The organism is Veillonella parvula (assembly GCF_001553335.1).
Lineage (GTDB): Bacteria > Bacillota > Negativicutes > Veillonellales > Veillonellaceae > Veillonella > Veillonella parvula_S.
The window spans coordinates 284,840-308,177 of record NZ_KQ960791.1 but is presented as its reverse complement, the minus strand read 5'-3'; the positions used below and the strand labels follow the sequence as shown (position 1 = coordinate 308,177).

The window sequence follows — 23,338 nt, the reverse complement described above, 5'->3', positions numbered from 1 at the left end:
ATATTATATCAAATAATACATTCTGGTACTATCTACAAACTATTTTAATACCTCTGCTGGAGGCTCCTTACCAAACCATTTCTTATAAATTTCTGCGTATTTACCGTTTGCTTTGATCTTAGCCAAACCATCATTGATTTTGTTAAGCAACTCTGTATTGCCTTTTTTCACAGCAATACCTAGTGGTGCTGCATCATAGTCCTCTCCAGTAACCTTTGCGATACCTTTGCCCTTACCATTAACATAATATTCGTTTACTGGTGTATCATTGATAACTACATCGACGCCTTTATTTTGCAATTCTAAGAACGCATCGACAATGATATTAAACTGACGTACATCAGCATTGGGAATCTTGCTAGCAATCTCTGCACCAGTAGAGCCGATGGATACACCAATGCGTTTACCTTCTAGATCCTTAAAACTGTTAATATTGGTGTTATCAATGTTCACAACGAGACCATTACCTGCAATATAGTACGGTTTACTAAAATCAACGGATTTTGCTCGTTCTTCAGAAATAGTCATATCCGAAATAGCGATGTCGATGGTATTACTTTGTAATGCTGGTAAAAGCGCATCAAAGTTTAGATTTTGAATATCTGCTTCTATGCCCTCTTCGTTTGCAATCGCATTGATAATATCAATATCAAATCCAGCTAATTTACCACTATCTTTATCTTTAAAACCAAATGGTGCATAGGTCGCATCAGTACCTACGCGCCATGCCTTCTGACTATTACCTGCATTACCACAGCCTGCGATTAATAAACTACTAGCAATGGTGAAAGCCCCTAATAGAGCTGCTATTTTCTTAAATTTCATATTATTATCCTTACTTCTCTCTGTTCTATCTAGAAACAGAGTTCTTCTTAACCAACTAATATATCTATACTTACACTTATGAGCATAATAAAAATAATACCTCTAAAGGTATTATAGTTTTATGATAACATTCGATATATTACGGGTCAATAAATCCAACTATACCAATAGGTATTGAATTGATATAGTTTTTAGCTATATCGAAAATAACATTCCTAAGTATATAAAAAGACCGCCTTTACCAAGCATAGATGAAACTTGATAAAGGCGGTCATCTCCAAAATGGAGGATTCCTGGTTATTTATAGAATAAATAAGCTATTCAATTCATTTAGGATATATAGTATGTAATTTATTTAGCATGTTTAGATTTTATATACATAGCTACCTTGTACAAGAACGTACAGAGTAATAAATACATTACGATACTGAGATATGTCGCTTCAGGTGTTTCTACCCAAGCTTGAGCAAATACATCAACACCTGCAATACGAAGCACTGCACTGAACAAGGAGCCAATAGCACCACCAGCTACGAGACCAGAGGCAATTGTACTACCTTTGGAGAAGCGAAGATCTGCCAATTCTTTGTCTTTTGTACTATTTTGTACAAGATACGCAATCAAACCTCCGATAAGTAATGGTGTATTGATTTCCATTGGCAAGTATGTGCCCAAGGCAAATGCCAATGGTGGAACTCTTACCATCCACAAGATAATTGCAAATAATGCGCCAGCCATGTATAGAGGCCATTGAGCACTACCACCAGTCATCATTGGCTCAATGATGGCAGCCATAGCGTTCGCTTGAGGTGCATTTAATGCGTGATCTCCTACAAATCCATAAGCATCGTTCAAAAGAATCATAACCCCTACAGAAAGTACGGCACAAAGAATAGTACCAACGATTTGCCATTGTTCCATTTTCTTAGGTGTAGCACCTGTCATATGTGCCACCTTAAGCTCAGACATGAAGTTACCAGCCATCCCAATAGTAGTACCGATAAAGGATGCCATCATGAGGACTGCAATCATACCGACCTTACCAGTCATACCTGCTGCGGTTAAGCATACAGCGGAAATAATAATCATAAAGATTGTCATACCTGAAACTGGTTCTGTACCTGTATAAGCGATGGAGCTAATCCCCACTACAGACAATAGGAAGGACATAATAAGAACGATTAAGAACGCTACAATTGTTTGTCCGAAGCTTTCAGCATACATAAAATGGAAGTATGCTGCAAATAAAACTGTACATAACAAGATACCAGCACCAATCCAAGATGTAGGTACGTCACGTTGTGTACGAAGCAAATTAACATCTACAGTTTTAGAACTAAAGATGTCAAGCACTGCATTTTTAACAACATTTGCTACCACTTTAGACATTGTAATTAGACCGATGATGCCTGCCATAGCGAGCATACCGATACCAATATGACGAACATAATCAAGGAATACCTTACGAATTGGGGCCTCCCCTAATGGAACTGCATGGCCGCCAATTTGCATGATATGTTCAGGCGCTAAATAGTACACAATTGGAATACATACAAACCAAGAGAAGAAGGAACCGGCTGCAATGATAGCCGCATAGCGAAGGCCCGTGAAATAACCAAGGCCAAGCAATGCTGCATCAGTATCTACCGCTGCGGTTAGCTTAGTTTGATCTGCAAGGGCTGCCCCCCACTTAAAGGTAGCAGTGCGAATAACCTCTTGCCACCACCCCAAACTATTAAGAATAAAGTCATACACGAGAGCAATTAAACCAGAGCCAAGCATAAGTTTTGCTTTGCTACCTTCATTACTCATCAATACTTCCGCTGCAGCACGACCACTTGGGAACGGATACACATAGTGCATTTCCTCAACAAAATAGCGACGGAACATAACGCATAATAAAACACCTAAAACGCCGCCAAGAATGATAGGAATCGCCATTTGTACGAATGATACATCTGTTACATTCCAGATGTAAAGAGCTGGCAAGAAGAACATAGCCCCTGCTAATGTGTTCGTACTAGAACTAGCGATAGCTTGAATGTGTACCGTTTCGGCAAAAGCATTTTGCCGCTTTAAAATAACTGCTGTACCCATAGCAAGTACAGATACTGGTGCAAAGGCATCTACTGTTTGACCGATTTTCAAACATAAATAGCCAACAGCCAGTGTGAAAACTGCCGCATAGAACAAGCCCCAGAATACTACATATGAATTAATCTCTACGTAATCTTTCTTAGGATCTAACACCGGTTCTATGGGTGGAATGGAACGAACCTCATCCGACATAGTAAAACCTCCTCACAGAAAAAGTACAAACGTATAACTATTCACCTTTATACTAACACGGTACTACACATGGTTCAATGGTTTTCTATGCACTATGCGAATAAAACAATACACCCCTATAAATAATTATTTTGCATTTTGGGCGTCCCTGTTCTACAATGAAAGTATATTAAGAATCTCTATTATTATGTAACGGTATCGTATACTGCCCTGTATAACACGTATGTTTACTTACGAGGAGGCTCATTATGGAATCAATGGTCGAACGTTTTGTACGCTATACGAGCATAAATACACGGTCTAATGAGGAAAGTACAACCATTCCTAGTACTCAAACTCAAGTAGACTTTGCTACGAATGTGCTCGTTCCCGATTTAAAGGCAATAGGTTTAGATGAGGTTATTTATAATCGTGAAAATGGTTTTGTCATCGGCACATTACATGCTAATACTGATGAGAAAGCTCCTTCTATCGGCTTCATTGCCCATATGGATACAGCTGATTATAATGCAGAAAATATTAAACCTCGTATCGTAGAAAACTATGATGGTAGTGATATTTGCCTTAACGAAGAACATCAAATCTTCACCCGTCGTACAGATTTTCCTAACCTAAAAAATTACATTGGCAAGTCCTTAGTTGTAACCGATGGTCTAACACTTCTTGGTGGTGATGACAAGGCTGGCATCTGTGAAATCATGGAAGCCCTCGCCTATCTCGTATCTCACCCAGAAATTAAACATGGTAAAATCATGTGTGCTTTCGGTCCAGATGAAGAAATCGGTACTGGTGCTGACCACTTCGATGTTAAGCAATTTCCTGTAGACTATGCTTACACTATCGATGGTGAAAGCCTAGGCCAACTCGAATATGAAACCTTTAACGCTGCTGGCGGTACAGTAACCCTCAAAGGCGTATCCGTTCACACAGGTACTGCCAAAGGCATTATGATCAACTGTGCTAAACTAGCTATGCAATTTGACGCTTTATTACCAGGAGCAGCTGTTCCTGAGCACACATGTGGTCGCCAAGGTTTCTTTATGCTCATGAGCATGGAAACACAAGTAGATACCGGTAAAATGAACTATATTATCCGCGACCATAATAAGGAATTGTTCGAAGCAAAAAAAGCATTCTTCTTACAAGCAGGTCAAACATTGAATGAAATATATGGGCGTGAAGTATGTGAGGTCTCTGTAAAAGACCAATACTATAACATGTACGATATCATCAAAGACAATATGGAATGCGTAAACGTAGCCAAAGCAGCAATGAAAAAAGCTGGAATTACACCTATTTGTGATCCTATTCGCGGTGGTACAGATGGATCCAAAATCTCCTTCATGGGCATTCCTACACCAAATATTTTTACAGGCGTAGAAAATCTACATGGTCGTCATGAATTCGCATGTATCGATGATATGAAAAAAGCTGTTGAAGTTATCGTTAATATTGTAAATATTGAAAAATAATAATATTAGCAAAGCAGTACTAGATAACCAAAAAGGACTATACGAGCCTAGGCTCGTATAGTCCTTTTATTTTTACATTTTACGCAAGCTTACCATTATGTTTACGATTCCTAATTTCTTCTTCTTCAGCGCGAGCTTTCAACGAGAGGTCTCTTTCAGTCCCCACATAACGACCATATAATAAATAATAAGCAACTAGTGCAAGGAGCGCCACAACAACGGTTACATGGAACATACTAGTATAACCTACAACCTCTTTAACAGCGCCTAAAATATAGGGGCCAAAGCCTAGCCCCATATCCAAGGCAATGAAGTATGTGGATGTGGCAACACCAATACGATGAACAGGTACTATTTTAACAGTAACAGCTTGTCCGTTGGACATAAATGTACCATATCCAAGGCCAACAAACACAGCCGATAAAAGCACAAGCCATGTAGAGTGGGCGATGGATAATAAGAAAATACCAAGTGCTAAGGATACAAAACAAGGATAAAGAACAAAGTTTTCCCCTTTCATATCAAACACAATGCCAAGCAATGGTCTTGTTATAGTAATAACTACAGCATATACAACAAAGAAGAAGGTACCTGCCATAATAAGATCTAGATCTTTTGTGTAGGCTGCCATAAAGCCAATAACACCAGAGTAGGCAAAGCCGACTAGAATGGAAACAAGACTGATTGAATTCATCCGGGGTTCAATGTAGTCCGAGATTCTAATACCCTTATGTGCTTCTGATTCGATACCAAGTTTAGGTTCATTAAATTTCATGATGACAGAGCCAATACCGCAAAGGATGATAAGTGCAACACAGAATGCGATGATAAAATCATAACCAAGACTATGAAGCATCAAGATACCTAAGAATGGCCCTACTGCAGCGGCAAGAGAGGTAGATAAGCCATAATAGTTAATCCCTTCCCCACGGCGTGACGTAGGAATAATAGCAGCAATGATAGTACTTGTAGCAGTAGATGTAATACCATAAGCAAAACCATTTAAGAAACGAACACTATCAAGCATTAGTAAATTAGGTGTGTAGAAATACATAGCCGTTGAAATCAAGTAAATCAATAACCCTAAATAGAGCATCTTGCGACACCCTAGGATACTGATAAACCGCCCTGCCAACAAACGGGCTACAACGGTGCCAATAATATATATACCAACAGCAAGTCCCGCTTGACTAGCCGTAGCATGAAGATTATCTTTTGCTACAACCGCAATAATAACGATTAATAAATAATAAATTAAAAATACTAAGAAATTAATCAAAGTATCAAGGACAAAGGATTTTGTCCACAAGGCCTCCTTAGCCTTATCCATATTATCAACTCCATTTTTTAAATTATTGTCAACCAGTTTGCGACAACGGTTAATTATAAACCTCTCATTATAAAAAACAAGAATTAAAATATTATATATCTCATCAATTTTATTTATAATAAACTACATATTCACAATAAACAAGCATTAATCTCCATTTTAATATCTCATATATTTTTACGATATAAAAACACCTTCAATAGCGACAGATGAGACCAAAAGACTCAAAGCCAACTATTAAAGGTGCTACTTTAAATATTTATTTTGTTTTTAGACCACAAGCTTTGAAGAAATTCTTGTACGCTTCAGCCTTTTTCGGTAGACTCAACGGATAGGCACGTGATGTAGATGGCAAACGTGTCAATGTCAATTCCCGACCATTAAATACAAAAGGAATTGTTTCACCAGTTTTAGGTAATTTAACCTTTTCTGGTAAAAGGCTCAATAAAATCTCCGTAGCCTTGCCGCCTGTTGTACCAATATGCTTACAGTCAGGGATTTGCTCCAGTACGTCCGCAAGTGGAACTGGTTCAACGACCTTAAGAAATGCATCAGATGCATTCCCCTTTTCGCGAATAGCTTTCAAAACAGTAGGACAAGATGCAATTCCAGCTTCAGACAAAAAGGCTTTAATCTTCTCAGGATCCATCGCTTTTTCCTCACCATTTCTAAAATGATCCTTTTCATCAAAGAATACGAGGCCAAAAACACGCCACATATCATTTTGGAAATTTGGATAATGGAATTCCATAGCACGTTTTGATTGTTCTGGAGGAAATGTGCCCATCATCATGACTGTTGCCTTCTTTGGTAAGAATGGAGGGAATGGTCTTATTTCAATTGTTTCTGCCATATAGCATCAACTCCTTTCACATTCTAATATGAACTTAATTTTCAATACAATATATGGGATATATCACACATTATAATCCAATTAGCTCCTAGGTGAAAGCAACTAAAGAACTTATTAAAATATATCAATAGACTTACATTATCTATTATTATTGGCCAATTGGTTGAGAAACTAAGGTATTAATATGATCAAAACCAACTGGTGTCGGAGATACGAGATACAAGCAAATTACAGCAGCCACGGCAAAACCGATTGCTAAATAAGAGAAACTGCCATTCCGAGGAAATTCATACATACCAAAGAGGCGTATCCCTATAGCAGCACCAATAGCTGTAATTAAAGACGGTATAGAAAAAATGTTATAAAAGCCGAATACTACCATAAGTCCTGCATAGCCACCTACTACAGTAACCATAGGCAACATGCGATCCATTGGATTTGGAATGGATCGCGTTAGTGCAGCTGGATAATATGAAGCCTCTACGCCAAACATGCCTAAGAATATATTAAAACCAGCCCAAATGCTATCCCATGCGCTTCTAAAAGCATCTCTATGCTTGCCGGCATACCATGCAAAGTCCGTAACGATTAAAATGGCTAAGCCTACACAGACAAAGTAGAATTCACTAGGAATTTTAGGGCCTATATAAGCACCTACAGCTGTTACAATGGCACTCAAAATCGATGCTACTATTACGCGCTGTAAACGAGGCCGTTTATTTTCAGGAATGCGTTTATACACAGTAGCCAATAACTCTAAAACAAAGCAAGCCATAAAAACAGCAATGCCTGCAGCAGGAATAAAGAACGCGCTTACCAAACTCAAAATGAAGGGAATGCACAAGCGCCATTTAGGGAATAAGACAAGATCTTTATAATCTAAACGAATATCTTGTGTTTCCATAGTGAAGTTGTTGTACACCACAAAGAGCAACATAAAAGCGATTACGTCAACCGCAGTGGCACCCCAAATCAATAAGGTTGGTACTACAACCATTGATAAGGCTACCCCAGAAAGGCGAGATAAGCCAGCAGCCACTAAGCCCAGTAATAAAAACGGTGTTAAAGCAGATATAATTTCGAGCATAATATTCCTCCCATCATTGTATAAATTTAAGTATATAGTATCTACCACACTACATCAAGGAGAGATATATTTTTTCATAGCTAGACGCTTTCGCACAGCAGAGGTAGAGCATCCCATCACCTGTGCAATCTTTGCAACTCCATAACCTTGTGCACGGAGTTTTTTAATCTTATTTTCGTCTAGATCAAGAGTATTTGCCCTTATTTCTATACCTTGCTCTCGCAAATACATTGCCACTGTAGAACCACGTATCCCATAAGCCAGTCCAATGTCATCTGTACTCATGTGATGATGAATATATAAATAAGCCATCTCCTCTACGCGCATAGGCTTTCGAACTTTAGGAAGTAAGCAATTTCCCATATGCCGCAATACATGGTGAACTTTCCATCGCGATATACCATACATACGAGCAATAGCATCTGTACTATTTCCACTTTTATAAGCCCTACATATACGTACTACATCTATAGAGACGTTTTTATTTGATTGCTGACAAACCAATCCATATTCCTTCAAGCGATTCGCCATCGTCGTAATAGACACATCATAACGCTTTGCTAATGAATGGAGCGACCACTTACCGGTCTCATACAAAGCTTGTACATGAACCATATTAATTTCTTTCTTCAGAGGCCTCCGTTCGATATCGTACGCTTTCATACGGCGCATGATGGTATCAACACTACATTGAAAATAATCCGCCACATCGCGAACGCTCCATTGTTTCTCTATATATAATTGCTGCAACAGCTGTTTTGGTATAACACGCACATTTCGATACATAATTTTGCCCTTCCTTATAAACGAACTCCTTCCCCTATTATTGTGAAAGTTTCACTAGGAAAAAACAATAAAAAAAGGTTCCTAATAGTCACATAGGTGACCAATAGGAACCTCTTTCAATATGTAATTATATGCCCCACATTATGATATGTGACAGTATGGTTGCTATACCATATCAGTGCACAATCCGTTATTATTTATGTTCTAATAAAACCATAATTAGTTTATACGCTTATAAATAGATTGCTTCATTAGCGGTATCTACGTTCAAGAGCTTTAGGTTTACTTAAAATGATCGACCATTTCATGCCCTCTTTTAAAGCATGATTAGATTTACGACCGCGAGTTGAAGTCGCAGCTAGAGCAGTAGGTGCAGTTGTAATACCTACATTTTCAACAAGAACTTGTCCTTCTTTAGCTGCTTTATCTCGTTTAAACTCAGCTAGTCTTTCACTTAAGGTCGGCCCCGTAACAGCTTCTCTATCTAAGCGAGTCTTACTGGTAGTATAACTTGGAGTGCTACTGGAACTTTTCATTGATAAGGTTTCAATATCTCGTTGAGCTGCTGCAGCCTCTTCATTGAAATGTATGTCCTCCATAGTTTGCGATGGAGCTTCTGGTTGCTGATTTACAATCGGTTTATCTTCATAAGAGTCCCGATAAAAGTCATCAACCTTAGACAAATCACCCATAGACGGTTCATCTACCTTGCGTTCTATGGAGATGCCATATTCGCGTTCCATATCTTCCCAAGTTCCGCCACCAGAGCTTTCATACTCATCATACTCTTCAGACTCTTCAGTATTCTTATTTTTTATAATGGAAAAAGCAATGTACGCGATGATACCTAAAACAAAGATTGGATTATGCGAAAAGATGGATAGCACTGGAGACAAAATAGAGTCCATAGCTACTCCTATTCACCATCTGCTAAGTTTTCACGCATTTTAGTGTCTGCAATAATATTGTTCATATTGTAGTAATCCATAACGCCAAGATTACCATTTCTGAAAGCTTCTGCCAATGCTTTAGGAACTTCAGCTTGTGCTTCCACAACCTTAGCTTGCATATCTTGTGTTTTAGCACGCATTTCTTGTTCTGTCGCAACCGCCATTGCACGGCGTTCTTCGGCACGAGCTTGAGCAATTTTCTTATCTGCTTCTGCTTGGTCAGTTTGCAATTGAGCACCGATGTTACGTCCCACATCTACGTCAGCGATATCGATGGACAAGATTTCGAATGCAGTACCCGCATCAAGGCCTTTACCCAACACCGTACGGGAGATGTGATCTGGATTTTCCAATACATCTGTATGTTCTTCAGAGGAACCTACAGTCGTTACGATACCCTCACCTACGCGGGCAATAATTGTGGCTTCACCAGCACCACCAACGAGGCGATCGATATTCGCACGTACAGTAACACGAGCACGAACTTTCAATTCGATACCATTTTTTGCTACCGCAGAAATAATTGGAGTTTCAATCACTTTAGGATTAACGGACATTTGAACCGCTTCCAATACATCACGACCGGCGAGGTCAATAGCTGCGGAACGTTCAAAAGTCAACGGAATGGATGCCCGTTCAGCGGCAATCAAAGCATCTACAACGCGGTCAACGTCACCACCTGCAAGGTAATGCGCTTCCAACTGATTTACATTCACATCAAGCCCCGCTTTATTAGCTTTAATCAACGGCATTACAATTTGAGACGGATTTACGCGACGCAAGCGCATACCTACAAGTGTAAAGATACCAACATTAACGCCCGCTGCTAAAGCAGATACCCAAAGCCCTAATGGCACAACATATAAGAATACCATAATACCAATCAGCAGAATGGGAATCAAAATTAAAATACCTACATCCATAATAACCTCCATAATTTACGACGATGTTGTGAAAGCTTAATCTCGCTTTCTAACAATATTGCGACCACCTACAACTCGAAGAACCACAATAGGTGAACCGGCATCGATGAAGTCACCTTCGGTTACAACATCTACCAAATTACCATTAATCTTAGCAATACCTGCAGGGCGTAGTGTTGTATGAGCTACACCTTCCTTGCCAGCCAAATCTTCTAATACATCATTAGATACATAACCGGCTTTTGTCGTAGACCGTTGCCCTAAGGTAAACAATTTCCCTATCCATGTCTTTTCAAAGTGATTAAAGAACACAATGATAATGACAATTAACAAGGCTGTTAATCCTAGCACGGCATACAATGCTACCGTACCTTCCCCAAGAGCTACATAAACGCCCCATAGGAATGCGCAATAACCGATAAGACCTAAAATACCGCCTGGTACTACGAGTTCTATAGCCATCAAGGAAACACCGATAGCCATCCATATTAAAAACTCCATAGGCCCTCCTCTCTAAAATTAGTTTTATACAACTTATATATTTATTATACAATATTGGAGATAAATTATAAAGATACTAAACAAAAACGACTACTTTTACAGATACAATCTGATTCAGTAGTCGTTTATTATATTGAATACAAGTCAATTCACCTTAATCTCAAGGTTCTATGCCAAGAGCTTAAAGTCGTATAAAGTTATACTTCTGTTTTTTTCAATTGGTCATTGCCAACGCCTGTTTTTTGAAGGATCAACAAGCAAATGCTCATCGCCATACCTACTACAGTAGCAAGACCCATTCCTTTTAAAACTACAGGCCCAACCGCAAGTTCTGCACCGCTAAGACCTACTACAAGGATAACGGATGTAAGAATCATATTAACAGGGTTTGTATAATCCACCTTACGTTCTACAAGCATACGCAACCCAGATGCTGCGATAATGCCGAACAAGAGAATAGAAACCCCACCCATAACAGGTACTGGGATAGCATGAATAAGTGCTGCCACTTTACCAACAAAGGATATAATCATCGCAAGAACTGCAGCACCACCAATTACCCATACGCTAAAACAACGAGTAATGGCAAGTACGCCGATATTTTCACCATACGTCGTATTTGGTGTAGCACCAAAGAAACCAGAAAGAATATTTGCAAGGCCATCACCAAGCAAGGATCTTTGTAGACCAGGCTCTTTCATCAAGTCTTTAGCGACGATATTACTAGTAACAACTAAATGACCAACATGCTCTGCAAATACTACAAAGAGCGCCGGCATAATCATGATAATCGCATTGATATCAAATACAGGCATGCCATAGAACTGAGGCAATGAAAGCCACGGAGCAGCTTCTACACCAGAGAAGTCAACAACTCCCATCACAGCAGACAATACATAACCGGAGACAACACCGATAAGAACAGGAATAACAGCTAAGAAACCACGGAACACAACAGTTCCAAGCAAGGTAACAACTAAGGAAAACATAGAGATAATAACAGCTTGGCTATGGCTCATGCCTAAATCTTGATTACCGATAAGGCCAGACATACTCATCGCTACTGGCGCTAATTCTAAGCCGATAATAGCTACGATAGCACCCATTGCCGCTGGTGGAAATAATTTATCAATCCAACGCGTACCAATATAACGTACGAGAACAGATAAAATTACAAAAGATAGACCAAATACAACGAAGGCCCCTTTTGCCGCTTCATAACCAAGACCAGCAGATAACACACCTGCTACCGGCGCAATAAAGGCAAAGCTAGAGCCAAGATATGCTGGAATCTTACCCTTACACACGAATAAATATAATAATGTACCAATACCATTCATAAACAATGCCGTTGCAGGGTCTACTTTTAATAAATACGGTACCAATACAGTAGAGCCAAACATGGCAAATAAATGTTGAAAACTAAGTGGTAACATTCGGCCCCATGATGGGCGTTCTTGAATATCAATATAATCTTTCATCGTTTCTCCTCACACACAATATAACGATGCTAAGTTCATATAGTACAGTCCTTAAATATACTCTATGAATTTACACAAACAGATTTATCTTATGATACATACGTTAGATATTAACGTTCAAATCTAGTCTATCTACGAGTCGACTTTTTAGAAGGCCGTGGTTTAAACGGTCCAGGCATATTTGTCTTATTAGTACGCGTCGTAGCAGCAGGCTTAAAACGACTTTGTGTTTCTTCACGCAAAGATGGTAATGGTTCAGCTGTACCAACTTGTTTTACCCCTTCTACATTACGACGACCAATGCTTGCCAACAACCCAATAGCCATGAAATTCATCAATAATGAAGAGCCACCATAACTAACAAATGGTAATGGTACCCCTGTTACAGGCATGATACCGCATACCATGGCGATGTTAAACAAAGCCTGACCACTGATAAGCAATGTTATGCCCATTGCTAACCATTTTCCGAATTCATCACGAGCCTTATTAGAAATGCGGAACCCAAAATAGGTAAAAGCTGCAATCAGAACGACAACAAACACTGCACCAACGAAACCCATTTCTTGGGCCCATACAGCAAAGGCAAAGTCCGTATGTGCTTCTGGCAAGTAAAAATACTTTGATGTACCTTGCATAAAGCCTTCGCCTAAAATACCGCCAGAACCTACGGCCAACAGCCCTTGAACTGTTTGATACCCCATATCCTGCGCATGAGGCCAAGGATCAAACCAAGATTGAATACGTTCCCAGCGATATGGCGACATACGAGCTGCAATAAAGCCAAGAAATCCAGCTATCACAAAAGCTCCGCCAAAGAATTTTCCATCAAAGCCCGCTAAGTAAATGAGCACAAAGGAAAAGCCAAAAATCAATACGGTCGTGCCCATATCTGGTTGCAAGATTGTTAAGCCTGCAAATATAATTGGCCATATTAACATTGGCAACATATAACTTATACGTTCACTAAAATAACCTTGTAAATTAATGAGAGGGTTAGTATGCTTTGGTTTTCCCCATTTCCGCATGGTACTCAATTTAGCCGACGTCCATATCAAGGCAGCCAATTTCGCAAATTCTGAAGGTTGAATCGATACAGGCCCAATAACAATCCAACGACGTGCACCATTAATGACTGCACCAATCACAAGAACCAAAATCATACCAATTAGTGTAGCAATCATAATTCTTTGCAACATGTGAGGCTTCTGTAACTGACGGTAATCGTAACGATACAATATAACACCTGCCGCCATAGACAAAAACAAGAATGTCATATGTTTTAAAAAGTATCCTAATAATCCCGTATTTTCATAGATAGAGCTGATATACGTAGCACTAAAGATATTTACACTGCCTATAATTGTAATGAGAAGAATAGGTAAGAGCATACCTTGTAAGTCATTTTTAAAGAGTGAGCCCCACCGACTATCCCCCTTATTCGGTGTTTGCATGTTAAGCCTCCTTTTGAACTTTTGGCTTAATTGCTTCTAAGCGAAAAATAGGTTGTCCTTTTTTACTAAATTTCTCTTCATACTCAGTTTTTACATTTGGAAGGTCTGTGCTATGTAAATCATACGTTATATTTTTAAGCTCCCAACCACACGCTTTAAACTCTTCAAGAGAGAACATGAACAACCCTTCATTATCTGTCTTAAAGTGAACTTCTCCACCATCTTTCAAAAGGCGGGCATAACGATCGAGGAATGTATGATATGTAAGGCGGCGTTTTGCATGTTTAGCCTTAGGCCAAGGATCACAGAAGTTAATATAGAAACGATCAACTTCTCCAGGTGCCACTATCTCTTCGATACCTGCAATATCAAATAGAGAGACCTTTGCATTGTTTCGCTCTCCTTCAAAGATTTTTTGTACTGCATAATAGATAACACTCATTTGTACTTCAAAACCTACGAAGTTAGCATTTGGATACGCTTCAGACATCCCCGCAATAAAGCGACCTTTCCCCGTCCCTAGTTCCATATATAATGGGTACTCAGGATGTTCAAATAATTCACGCCACTTGCCTTTAAACTCTTCTTGGCCAGACAAAATGATGTGAGAGTCATATTCGTGGATAGCTTCATCAATCCATGGTTTTCTACGAAGGCGCATACTTTCTCCTAACATCTATTTTTAATAATATATTTATATTTGTTTATATTTATTATTACAGGTCATATACCTATCTTATTAATTATAGAAAAGGGGACCTTAAACGTCAATTACATTCTATGGATTTAACCCTAATCATTAAAACTGTGAAAGTAGAAGCCATAAAAAAAGACCTACTTCCGAAAGAAGTAGGTCTACATTTTATTGGAAAATCATAGCTTCTAAATTTTCAATTTGATATTGACTTAGGCCAAGTTCAGATAAACTCTTTTCAGCTGCAGTAAAAAGATTATTTTTACCAACTCGAGTACCTAGTGCTGCCGCAGCGACCAATTCACGGTCCAATTTACCTAAACGTGAACGATTACGATTTTGAGGTTTTGGTTTTTTCATACGGAACGTATTATATTGAACCCCCTCTTTTGTTTCCTCAGCTTTCGGCTTTGTTAAAGGTGCCCCATTAGTGCCATTCCCCAATAAAGCACTAAGTCCTGTTTGCTTTGGAACCAATTTTTCGTACTCATCGCCAAACTCAGGGCGTTCATCACGTAATTGATCAAATGTAGCTAAAGCAGCATTCATTTGTTTCAAGCCAGCAGCAGAGTAAAGTTGACGAATAGCAATACTCACCTCTTGTGGCGTCAACGTGCCTCGCTCAATAGCAGATGCAATTACACTCTTTAATGCACCTTGATCACCAGACGCAGTATAGCGGCCGATTTCAACCAAGTCTTTCTGACGTGCATTAAGCTCTTTTGGCGTATATATATTTATCTCAGATATAGAGGGTGCCTGTTTAGAAGGTTGTTCTCCCGCCCCATTAGCCTCAAACATATAGCCACCGGCAACGATGGCCACGGCTAATGTTAAGGTTAATACTCTTTTCAAAGTCTTACAATCTCCCTTATCATTAATACTAATTGTATAATACTGCAATAGTAGCGTATATTATCAATGGATTTATTTTACTGTTCTACTGTAATACATACTGTAGATATTATTATATAATACTTCATCTAATTTTTATAGTCCTATTCGAAAAAAATCTATAATCTTTTAATAAATTATATATATTTATCTATAAAAATTATATATTTATAAACCACACTTAATTATAGAATGAAATTGAACAAATAAAAAAATAACACAGTAGAAATCTGCCAATTCCAGATTTCTACTGTATTTACAGAGAATTATTTATTTAATATTTTATCAAACTAAACAGATAACACTTGTTTTGCATCAGCCACAATTTGTTCTAAAGAAACGCCATTTTCTCGTAACAATTCAGTTGCATCATAACGATCGTGAAATTCTTTAGCAATACCATAGTTCTTAACACGCATGTTAGATGGTCCATAAAAACTAGCTACACGCTGGCCCCAACCGCCTTCAACTACACCATCTTCTAACGTAAATACTACAGAATGATTTGCTTTCAATTCTTCTAGTAGTTCTTCATCAAGGCCAGACGCAAATTTAGGGTTAACCACAGTTGCATTAATACCCTCTTTAGCCAATTCATCGGCCACTTGATTAGCCAAATGGTAAAAATTACCAAGACCTAATAAAGCAATCCCTTCACCACGGCGAGTCACTTCAGATTTATTCAAGATGCTATAATCCGTTGTATCCGCTACACCTGTAGTTGTGAATTCACCTACAGGAACACGAATTGCTACGGGATGCTTATGTTGATGCACAGCATATTCAGTCATAGCCAATAGCTCTTCATTATTAGTAGGTGCTAAGTATACTAAATTAGGAATGCTAGTAAGCATAGGAATATCAAAGAACCCTAAATGAGTTACATCGTTCATACCATACACGGAGGCATAGTGATTGATAATAACAGCACTATTGTTATTTACACAAAGATCTTGTACCAATTGGTCATAAGTACGTTGTAGGAAGGTACTATATACATTAAATACTGGTTTACCACCATTTTTAGCAATACCAGAACTCATTGCGATGGCGTGTTCTTCTGCAATACCTACATCGATGTATTGTTTGCCTGCCGCCTTACGCCATTCAGGAGTAAAACCAAAACCTCCTGGTGTACCTGCATTAATAGCTACTACCGTTGGGTCTACCTTAATTTGCTCCATCAAGTAATTAGCAATGGTACCAGCATACGTTGGACCAGTCTCCTCTTCTTTTGGTTTGCCTGTTTCTAAATCAAAGGGCATTGTCCAATGGAAGGCTTCTTTATTTTGCTCTGCAATGGCATAGCCCTTACCCTTTTGCGTAACTATATGTAACACGATTGGATGATCAATGTCTTTTACAGCCTTAAATACATCAATCAAGGTTTCCAAATCATTACCATCTGCTACGAAGCGATAATCTAAACCAAGAGCCTTAAAAATATTGTTAGGGCTTTCACCGTTAGACTCGCGCAATTCACGAAGGCCACGATACAAACCACCATGGTTTTCTGCAATGGATTGGTCATTGTCGTTGACGATAATAATCATATTACTGTTTAATGTTGCGGCATAATCAAGACCTTCAAAGGCTTCCCCACCAGATAAAGAACCATCACCAATGATGGCGATAATATTTTCAGAGTCTCCCTTTAGATTTCGAGCAGTAGCCAGGCCAGATGCTAAGGAGATCGATGTAGAGGTATGACCAATGTTAAAGAAATCATGCTCACTTTCAGTTGGGTCCGTATAGCCTGTTACATCATCATAATGGTCGTGATCTAAAAATGCTAAGGCACGTCCTGTAACCATTTTATGTGCATACGATTGATGGGATACATCATATACGATTTTATCTACAGGAGAATTAAATACATAGTGCAAGGCCATAATCATTTCTGCTGCACCCATAGGTGGCCCAAAATGGCCGCCGTGCTCAGAAACCTTTGTCATGAGAGCTTGACGAGCTTGTGCTGTCAAATCTGTTAATTCAGAAATAGATAAGCCTTTTAAATCAGCTGGAGATTTTACATCAATTAAGTTCATGGTAATCCTTTCAATACAAATTATAATTACTTCAACTACAATCACTATACATCAAATAGTATAAAGATTATAAAGATTGTCACTAAAAATAACTAGTGTTATACTTCAAGTATGTACCAAGTATAAAACTTAAAGTTAGGTTTAAGTCAATACACCTTACATTTACAATTTTTATATCTATCTATAAATGAAATATATATTAGGAGGTTCAATGACATATACAGTTGGCGAAATTGCAAAAAAACTAAATATAGCACCTTCTGCTTTGCGTTATTACGACAAGGAAGGCTTATTGCCCTTCGTAGAACGTTTAGAGGAGGTATCCGTATATTTCGAGAAGAAGATATGGATTGGCTAGAATTAATCGAATGTATGAAACGTACGGGTATGCCTATAAAAGAAATCAAACATTTTATCGACTGCTGCGTTGAAGGCGATAGCCGCATCAACGATCGATTATCTATTATTAGAAATCAACGAGATCGTGTGCTAGCAGAAATTGAGCACCTACAAGCTCGCTTATCTATGCTAGAGTTTAAAACATGGTTCTATGAAGAAGCACAACGTCGAGGCACTTGCAGCTTTTATGAAACAGCAACCCCTGATGATATCCCACTTGAGTATCATAAATATTTCGAACGCAAATGGCGCGCCGATAAAGAAGCCGCCGAAAATGGTGAACCACCTAAAAAATATAAAGCTGTATAACAAAGAGGAGCTATCCAACGGATAGCTTCTTTTTTTGTATAGCAAAAAGGCGGTACAACCAAATGGTTGTACCGCCTTGATTCATCAATTATTCAGCAGTGAATGGCAATAAAGCAATTGCACGTGCACGTTTGATAGATGTAGTCAATTTGCGTTGATGTTTTGCGCAAGTACCGGAAATACGACGAGGTAAGATTTTACCGCGTTCAGTCGTAAAACGACGAAGTTTAGCAACATCTTTATAGTCGATTTGATCGATATGGTCTGCACAGAAAACGCATACTTTTCTTCTTGGCTTTCTGCCTCTATCTCTTCTCATTGCGAATCCTCCTTTTCGAATTAGTAGGAGTCCCTGACACTAGAACGGGATGTTTTCGTCATCGCCGCCTGTACTGAAACTATCAAAATTGGACCCACCTTCGAAAGAATTAGTATTCATATCAAGGGATTGGCCCACAAAGTTCGCTACCACTTCAGTAACGTACCGTTTTTGACCGTCCTGAGTCTCGTAAGAACGAGTTTGCAAACGACCTTCTACAAAGCAACGACTGCCTTTACGAAGATTGCCTGCCGCTTCACCAAGTTTACCCCAAGCAACGCAGTTGATGAAAGCAGTTTGTTCTTTCGTCTCATTTGTTGTGGAATCAATATAGGTGTTTGTGGCAGCTACTGTGAAAGTTGCTACAGCACGACCAGTTTTGGTATAGCGTACTTCAGGATCACGAGCTAAATTACCTAGAATTTGTACAGAGTTCATGTTTTCCTCCAGGCTTTAATTATGCTTCGTGTTTAACAATTAGATGTCTTAGGACTTCATCGTTGATTTTCAATACACGATCGATTTCTTTGATTTCAGCAGGAGCTGCTTCAAAGTTGATCAATACATAGAAACCGTCAGTGAATTTCTTCACCGCGTAAGCAAGACGACGCTTGCCCCAACGATCTACCTTTTCTACTGTGCCGCCTACACGAGCAATTAAAGCTTCTACTTTTTCAATAACAGCGTTAGTTGCTTCCTCTTCAGCTGGTTTCACAATAAACATGACTTCGTATTTGTTCATACAAAATCACCTCCTCTTTCGGACTAATGCCCCTATCGACACATAGGGGTAGGAAGTGCTTACCATCAATAAGCCTTACTATTATAACCTAAAAAAATGATGAAAGCAAGGATTCAAATTAAAACCCTCGCTTTTACCAATATTATATACGATTATATTTTTCATCCTCAGGAAAGGCGATAATAGCGCAGATAATTACAAATATGGCTATTACCCCCATCATAGGATAGGCCGTATCATTTGGTAAAAAGGTAAGTATCAACGATGACACAATACCACTACCATATTGCATGGCACCTAATAGTGCCGCCCCAGATCCAGCCATTCTACCTGCTCTATCTAAAGCTAATGCATTAGTTACAGCGGCAATGATACCATTCATGGAGAAGAATAAAAAACAACCAATAACGATTAACCACAATGAATGGTAACCTAAGAACATCAAGCCCATAACAATGGATACACAAACAGCAGCAAATAGTGTGGCATATTTCAATAGTCTATCAAGGCGTATAGCACTAACAATACGACGATTAATGGCACTTAACAACATAACACCAATAATATTAACAGAAAAGAGATAACCAAAATATTCTTTGGGCACTTCATACACATCTATATATACATAAGGCGATCCCGTTAAAAACGCATAAATGGCAATATAAAATGAGCTAACACATAGGGTATATTTCATAAAACCTTTATTGCGTAATAAAATCCAATAGTTATTATAGGTATGACCTATGGACTTTTTGCTCCTCTTCTCTACGGGATGTGTTTCCGGAAGCACTAATACGGCAACGAGCATTAAAAGTCCTATACCAACAAGCAACCAGAATATAGAATGCCATGTATACCATACAAGTAAATGTCCGGCTAACATTGGGCCTGCTATAGGCGCTATAGCCATAACAATGGCCAATGTAGACAACATTTTAGCCGCCTCAGTCCGACCATATAAATCCCGAATCATAGCCCGTGACAACATCGGTCCTACACAGGCACCAAAAGCCTGAAACACACGCCAAGCTAGTAATTCTAGCATAGACGAACTTAGGGCACAGCCCACAGACCCTATGATAAATAAGACTATCCCTATAATCAGTGGCTTCTTACGACCAATTTTATCACTAACGGCGCCCCAAAAAAGCTGAGCTAGCGCAAACCCAATTAAGAAACCTGTCAACGTAAGCTCCGCATCACCATTGAGGTCACGCCCCATCTCAGGCATAGCTGGCAAATAAATATCCGTAGACAACGATGTAAACGCCATCAAAGCACTTAATATAGACGTAAAAAGCCATCCCTTATTGCTAATCGTCAGCATAAAGACACCACTTTCATATAAAACCGCACTATAATATGTATTCATTTAGATTATATCAGAAATAAAATTAATGCTATATAAAGTTTTGATTTTTTCAATAAAAAAGCGTAGTAAAATACTACGCAAAAATTGGTCTATAGTAATATCACTCTTTGCACTATTCAAATAGTATAAAGACAAAAGCCTAACGCAACAGAGTATACAAAATACTCGCACACTAGGCAATCCTAAAAAATGTTTATAAGATGAGCCTAACGCTACCACACGTCGATGGCTCTCTTTTTATTTATTATACAACATAAATAGAATTTCTTAAAGGAATTATATGATAAATGGCTCTTTATCATTAACGACATAAACATTTCTATTAGGCAGTATTCTCTTTAGTTTTTCAGGGATATCAGTATGAACCGGAATAACAAAATCAGGATCAACCATTTCTATGAACTGAACTAAATCGTCCTTTGAGACATGACCACTAGCATGACATATATAAGATGGATATGTATCTAACAATTCTTTCAATGCTAAATTCTCCTCAATATATCCTGTCCACATGGAATATATAATACGTACATCATCTTTAGGGAACTCTTTAATTTTAGAAATAAAATTTTCTGTCCCTCTTACTAAAGATACAAATCCATGTTCCATATAGTATTTAGGATGCCTTCCTTTATCAATAACTAATGGGCTATCATGTCTACGATACAAAGAACTTTCATAATATACATTATTAATCACAGTATCTAATATTCTTTTCTGATAAGCATCACAAATGAGTACTTTATCAGTTGGCATATTCTGCCAAATCCCCATAATACGGTCAATATTCGTAGAGGAACACATAACAAAAACATATTTTCCGTCTTGAATATAAGAAGAAATATCATCTAATACAGCTACTTCAGCTATAGGGTCATTGGCATCTCTAGATAATGAAGTTCCTTCTGTAATTAATACATCAACCTCACCTATATAGGTCTTAACTAACTTCTCTAATACATGTTGACGCAGCCCATGCATCCGGAAATCACCTGTATATAAAATGTGTTTACCTTCAGCCTCAATAACAAACATATAACTATCAGCGGCACTATGGTCAATAACCAAAGGTCTAATGCGTATGTCGCCAATAGAAAAAGCTTCTCCTCCACGAAATGTATTAGCACCTAATAATCGTAAATATAAATCTTTATCTTGATATTCAGCACCTATTATGGCTATTTCCTTACTTAACGCACCTATATACACTGGAATTTCTGGTAATACAGAAGTTAGTTGCCCTAAATGATCCATATGATAATGAGAAATTACAATACCATCACAATTAGATATCCCTTTTGTAACGCCGTCTATATCCAGATTTATAGGTGTGTACTTTTCATCTAAACTTAATTCATTACCAAAATCTAACATAATCCGAGTAGATGCTGTACTAATTTCTATAGCACTACCACCAATCTGATGTGTGCCACGATGAACAACAATATTCATATTCAACCTTTACTTAGAAATGGTAAGCAATGTTTCTGCTCGATAGAAACGATCCAAATTTTCTGACCAATTATCTACTTTATTTTTATAAGGCGCTTTACTTACTTTTTGAGCTTGTAATACAACAAAACGGATTTGTTTTAATTCAGGCTCTTGTTTCAAAATATTTTCGCATAAAGATCGTAATTGATTACGTTTACTAAGGTCCTTCAATTCTTTACACTCTTTATACTGTTGTGACACAACAGTTTTGGACGGATAGTTAGGTTTATCCACTGCCACTGGATCAATACGAAGCAACAAATTAGTCTCTGCCCCACCATCATCATCTGTACAAGATTTTTCATCAAATAAAATTACTAATTCAGCCTTATCAGTGTGCTTATATTTAGGTAATTCTTTCTTTAGAGCCTTTATGCCAGCGTGATCAACATCAGATTTAATCTGTTTTAAATCAAGCAGCTTATAATATGTATAAGCTTCTAAAACACAGCGTAGTAAAGTTTCCTCACTACCAGATGGACGATATTTTAATTCAATTACAGAATAACATTCGTCATCAGTGTTATAGCCTAATAAGTCTATTTTTCCGTAAGAATCATTTTGTGTCGCCTTTAATGGTGTTTGATAATCAAAGATATAGCCTAATCCATCAACCTCACGTTGATAAAACAACAATTTCGCTAAAATTTCTTCTTTACGATTTGTGCCTTGCAGCTTTTTCATATCTACTATTTCGGAAGGAGAATGATTTGTATCAAAATGATTAGGTCGTACTGGCTTTAAGTCTGTCCATGTCTTTAAAAGATTTTTTGATAAAAGAGTACTGGCAATAACTTCACTATAGCGGTTTTTGTCCGCTTGCGACGCTCCTTGTACATAGCCTTTGTAATTTACAATAGATGACTTATAAAATTTTGCTGCAAATCTTTTTATATCTCCATCGTTATCTCTTTGCTTTACTTTTTTTATATTAACAGTATCTTCTGTTGTATCGTTCTTATGTTGCCCAAAAAGGGTTTCCAACTCATTAATTTTATCTTTTCGATTAATACTCTGATTAATACTCTCACAAATTATTTCGTATATCTCTTTACAATTCAACATTATAAATTCTCCCATGATAACAACTTACACTACTACACATAAGTGCTTAAA

Annotated in this window: 22 protein-coding genes and 1 pseudogene; 3 read left to right on the top strand and 20 right to left on the bottom strand. The window is 38.1% G+C overall.

Annotated elements, in window-relative coordinates; all coding sequences use genetic code 11:
• Positions 1–39: 39 nt before the first annotated feature.
• Positions 40–825: a basic amino acid ABC transporter substrate-binding protein gene (locus HMPREF1865_RS05280; RefSeq protein ID WP_038125788.1), complete on the bottom strand. Its 786-nt coding sequence runs from the start codon at positions 823–825 to the stop codon at positions 40–42.
• A gap of 351 nt (positions 826–1,176) precedes the next feature.
• Complete coding sequence (locus HMPREF1865_RS05275; protein ID WP_060919439.1) at positions 1,177–3,114, bottom strand: OPT family oligopeptide transporter; 1,938 nt, start codon at positions 3,112–3,114, stop codon at positions 1,177–1,179.
• A gap of 248 nt (positions 3,115–3,362) precedes the next feature.
• Between HMPREF1865_RS05275 and pepT the strand changes: the two genes are divergently transcribed.
• The gene (gene pepT / locus HMPREF1865_RS05270; protein ID WP_060919438.1) at positions 3,363–4,586 is read left to right on the top strand and encodes a peptidase T; all 1,224 of its coding nucleotides are present in this window, start codon (positions 3,363–3,365) and stop codon (positions 4,584–4,586) included.
• A 79-nt stretch (positions 4,587–4,665) separates the two neighbouring features.
• Here pepT and HMPREF1865_RS05265 read toward each other — a convergent pair whose 3' ends face one another.
• The 12 genes from HMPREF1865_RS05265 to HMPREF1865_RS05210 all read right to left on the bottom strand — a co-directional run bounded on the left by HMPREF1865_RS05265 (position 4,666) and on the right by HMPREF1865_RS05210 (position 17,587).
• On the bottom strand, positions 4,666–5,952 hold the full coding sequence (locus HMPREF1865_RS05265) for an MFS transporter (RefSeq protein ID WP_330987042.1): 1,287 nt from the start codon (positions 5,950–5,952) through the stop codon (positions 4,666–4,668).
• Between the two features lie 223 nt (positions 5,953–6,175).
• Positions 6,176–6,769: a hypothetical protein gene (locus tag HMPREF1865_RS05260; RefSeq protein WP_060919436.1), complete on the bottom strand. Its 594-nt coding sequence runs from the start codon at positions 6,767–6,769 to the stop codon at positions 6,176–6,178.
• A gap of 148 nt (positions 6,770–6,917) precedes the next feature.
• Positions 6,918–7,856 carry a hypothetical protein gene (locus HMPREF1865_RS05255; protein WP_060919435.1) on the bottom strand — a complete coding sequence of 313 codons (939 nt, stop codon included), beginning with the start codon at positions 7,854–7,856 and terminating at the stop codon, positions 6,918–6,920.
• A gap of 54 nt (positions 7,857–7,910) precedes the next feature.
• Entirely contained in the window at positions 7,911–8,642 is a 732-nt protein-coding gene (locus HMPREF1865_RS05250) for a hypothetical protein (protein ID WP_021147756.1), read from the bottom strand.
• Between the two features lie 251 nt (positions 8,643–8,893).
• Positions 8,894–9,550 carry a hypothetical protein gene (locus HMPREF1865_RS05245; RefSeq protein ID WP_060919434.1) on the bottom strand — a complete coding sequence of 219 codons (657 nt, stop codon included), beginning with the start codon at positions 9,548–9,550 and terminating at the stop codon, positions 8,894–8,896.
• 8 nt (positions 9,551–9,558) lie between these two features.
• Positions 9,559–10,515, bottom strand: a complete 957-nt coding sequence (floA, locus tag HMPREF1865_RS05240; RefSeq protein WP_004693762.1) for a flotillin-like protein FloA — start codon at positions 10,513–10,515, stop codon at positions 9,559–9,561.
• A gap of 36 nt (positions 10,516–10,551) precedes the next feature.
• Positions 10,552–11,016 carry an NfeD family protein gene (locus tag HMPREF1865_RS05235; RefSeq protein WP_060919433.1) on the bottom strand — a complete coding sequence of 155 codons (465 nt, stop codon included), beginning with the start codon at positions 11,014–11,016 and terminating at the stop codon, positions 10,552–10,554.
• 197 nt (positions 11,017–11,213) lie between these two features.
• Entirely contained in the window at positions 11,214–12,497 is a 1,284-nt protein-coding gene (gene uraA / locus HMPREF1865_RS05230; RefSeq protein ID WP_008715436.1) for a uracil permease, read from the bottom strand.
• Positions 12,498–12,625: 128 nt separating this feature from the next.
• Positions 12,626–13,951 (bottom strand): FtsW/RodA/SpoVE family cell cycle protein, encoded by a 1,326-nt coding sequence (locus HMPREF1865_RS05225; protein WP_060919432.1) that lies wholly within the window; start codon positions 13,949–13,951, stop codon positions 12,626–12,628.
• 1 nt (position 13,952) lies between these two features.
• A complete protein-coding gene (gene trmB / locus HMPREF1865_RS05220) occupies positions 13,953–14,612 on the bottom strand; it encodes a tRNA (guanosine(46)-N7)-methyltransferase TrmB (RefSeq protein ID WP_060919431.1) in 660 nt (219 codons plus the stop codon).
• A gap of 201 nt (positions 14,613–14,813) precedes the next feature.
• A complete protein-coding gene (locus HMPREF1865_RS05215) occupies positions 14,814–15,500 on the bottom strand; it encodes a carboxymuconolactone decarboxylase family protein (RefSeq protein WP_038125785.1) in 687 nt (228 codons plus the stop codon).
• A 329-nt stretch (positions 15,501–15,829) separates the two neighbouring features.
• Positions 15,830–17,587: a 1-deoxy-D-xylulose-5-phosphate synthase gene (locus HMPREF1865_RS05210; protein ID WP_060919430.1), complete on the bottom strand. Its 1,758-nt coding sequence runs from the start codon at positions 17,585–17,587 to the stop codon at positions 15,830–15,832.
• Positions 17,588–17,774: 187 nt separating this feature from the next.
• Between HMPREF1865_RS05210 and HMPREF1865_RS09570 the strand changes: the two are divergent.
• Positions 17,775–17,944: pseudogene (locus tag HMPREF1865_RS09570) on the top strand (MerR family DNA-binding transcriptional regulator); the annotation flags it as partial.
• Positions 17,933–18,295 (top strand): MerR family DNA-binding protein, encoded by a 363-nt coding sequence (locus HMPREF1865_RS05205; protein ID WP_196484505.1) that lies wholly within the window; start codon positions 17,933–17,935, stop codon positions 18,293–18,295. The pseudogene HMPREF1865_RS09570 and the gene HMPREF1865_RS05205, both read left to right, overlap by 12 nt.
• A gap of 88 nt (positions 18,296–18,383) precedes the next feature.
• Here the strand turns inward: HMPREF1865_RS05205 and rpsR are convergent, their stop codons facing one another.
• The 6 genes from rpsR to HMPREF1865_RS05175 form a co-directional block, all read right to left on the bottom strand.
• Positions 18,384–18,614: a 30S ribosomal protein S18 gene (gene rpsR / locus HMPREF1865_RS05200; protein ID WP_004693795.1), complete on the bottom strand. Its 231-nt coding sequence runs from the start codon at positions 18,612–18,614 to the stop codon at positions 18,384–18,386.
• A 39-nt stretch (positions 18,615–18,653) separates the two neighbouring features.
• Positions 18,654–19,052, bottom strand: coding sequence for a single-stranded DNA-binding protein (locus tag HMPREF1865_RS05195; RefSeq protein ID WP_004693797.1), 399 nt, complete (start codon positions 19,050–19,052; stop codon positions 18,654–18,656).
• Between the two features lie 19 nt (positions 19,053–19,071).
• Complete coding sequence (rpsF, locus tag HMPREF1865_RS05190) at positions 19,072–19,356, bottom strand: 30S ribosomal protein S6 (protein ID WP_004693799.1); 285 nt, start codon at positions 19,354–19,356, stop codon at positions 19,072–19,074.
• A 142-nt stretch (positions 19,357–19,498) separates the two neighbouring features.
• A complete protein-coding gene (locus HMPREF1865_RS05185) occupies positions 19,499–20,683 on the bottom strand; it encodes a multidrug effflux MFS transporter (protein WP_038149718.1) in 1,185 nt (394 codons plus the stop codon).
• 321 nt (positions 20,684–21,004) lie between these two features.
• The gene (locus tag HMPREF1865_RS05180; RefSeq protein WP_060919429.1) at positions 21,005–22,180 is read right to left on the bottom strand and encodes an MBL fold metallo-hydrolase; all 1,176 of its coding nucleotides are present in this window, start codon (positions 22,178–22,180) and stop codon (positions 21,005–21,007) included.
• Positions 22,181–22,189: 9 nt separating this feature from the next.
• Entirely contained in the window at positions 22,190–23,287 is a 1,098-nt protein-coding gene (locus tag HMPREF1865_RS05175) for a hypothetical protein (RefSeq protein ID WP_081094605.1), read from the bottom strand.
• Between the last annotated feature and the right edge of the window lie 51 nt (positions 23,288–23,338).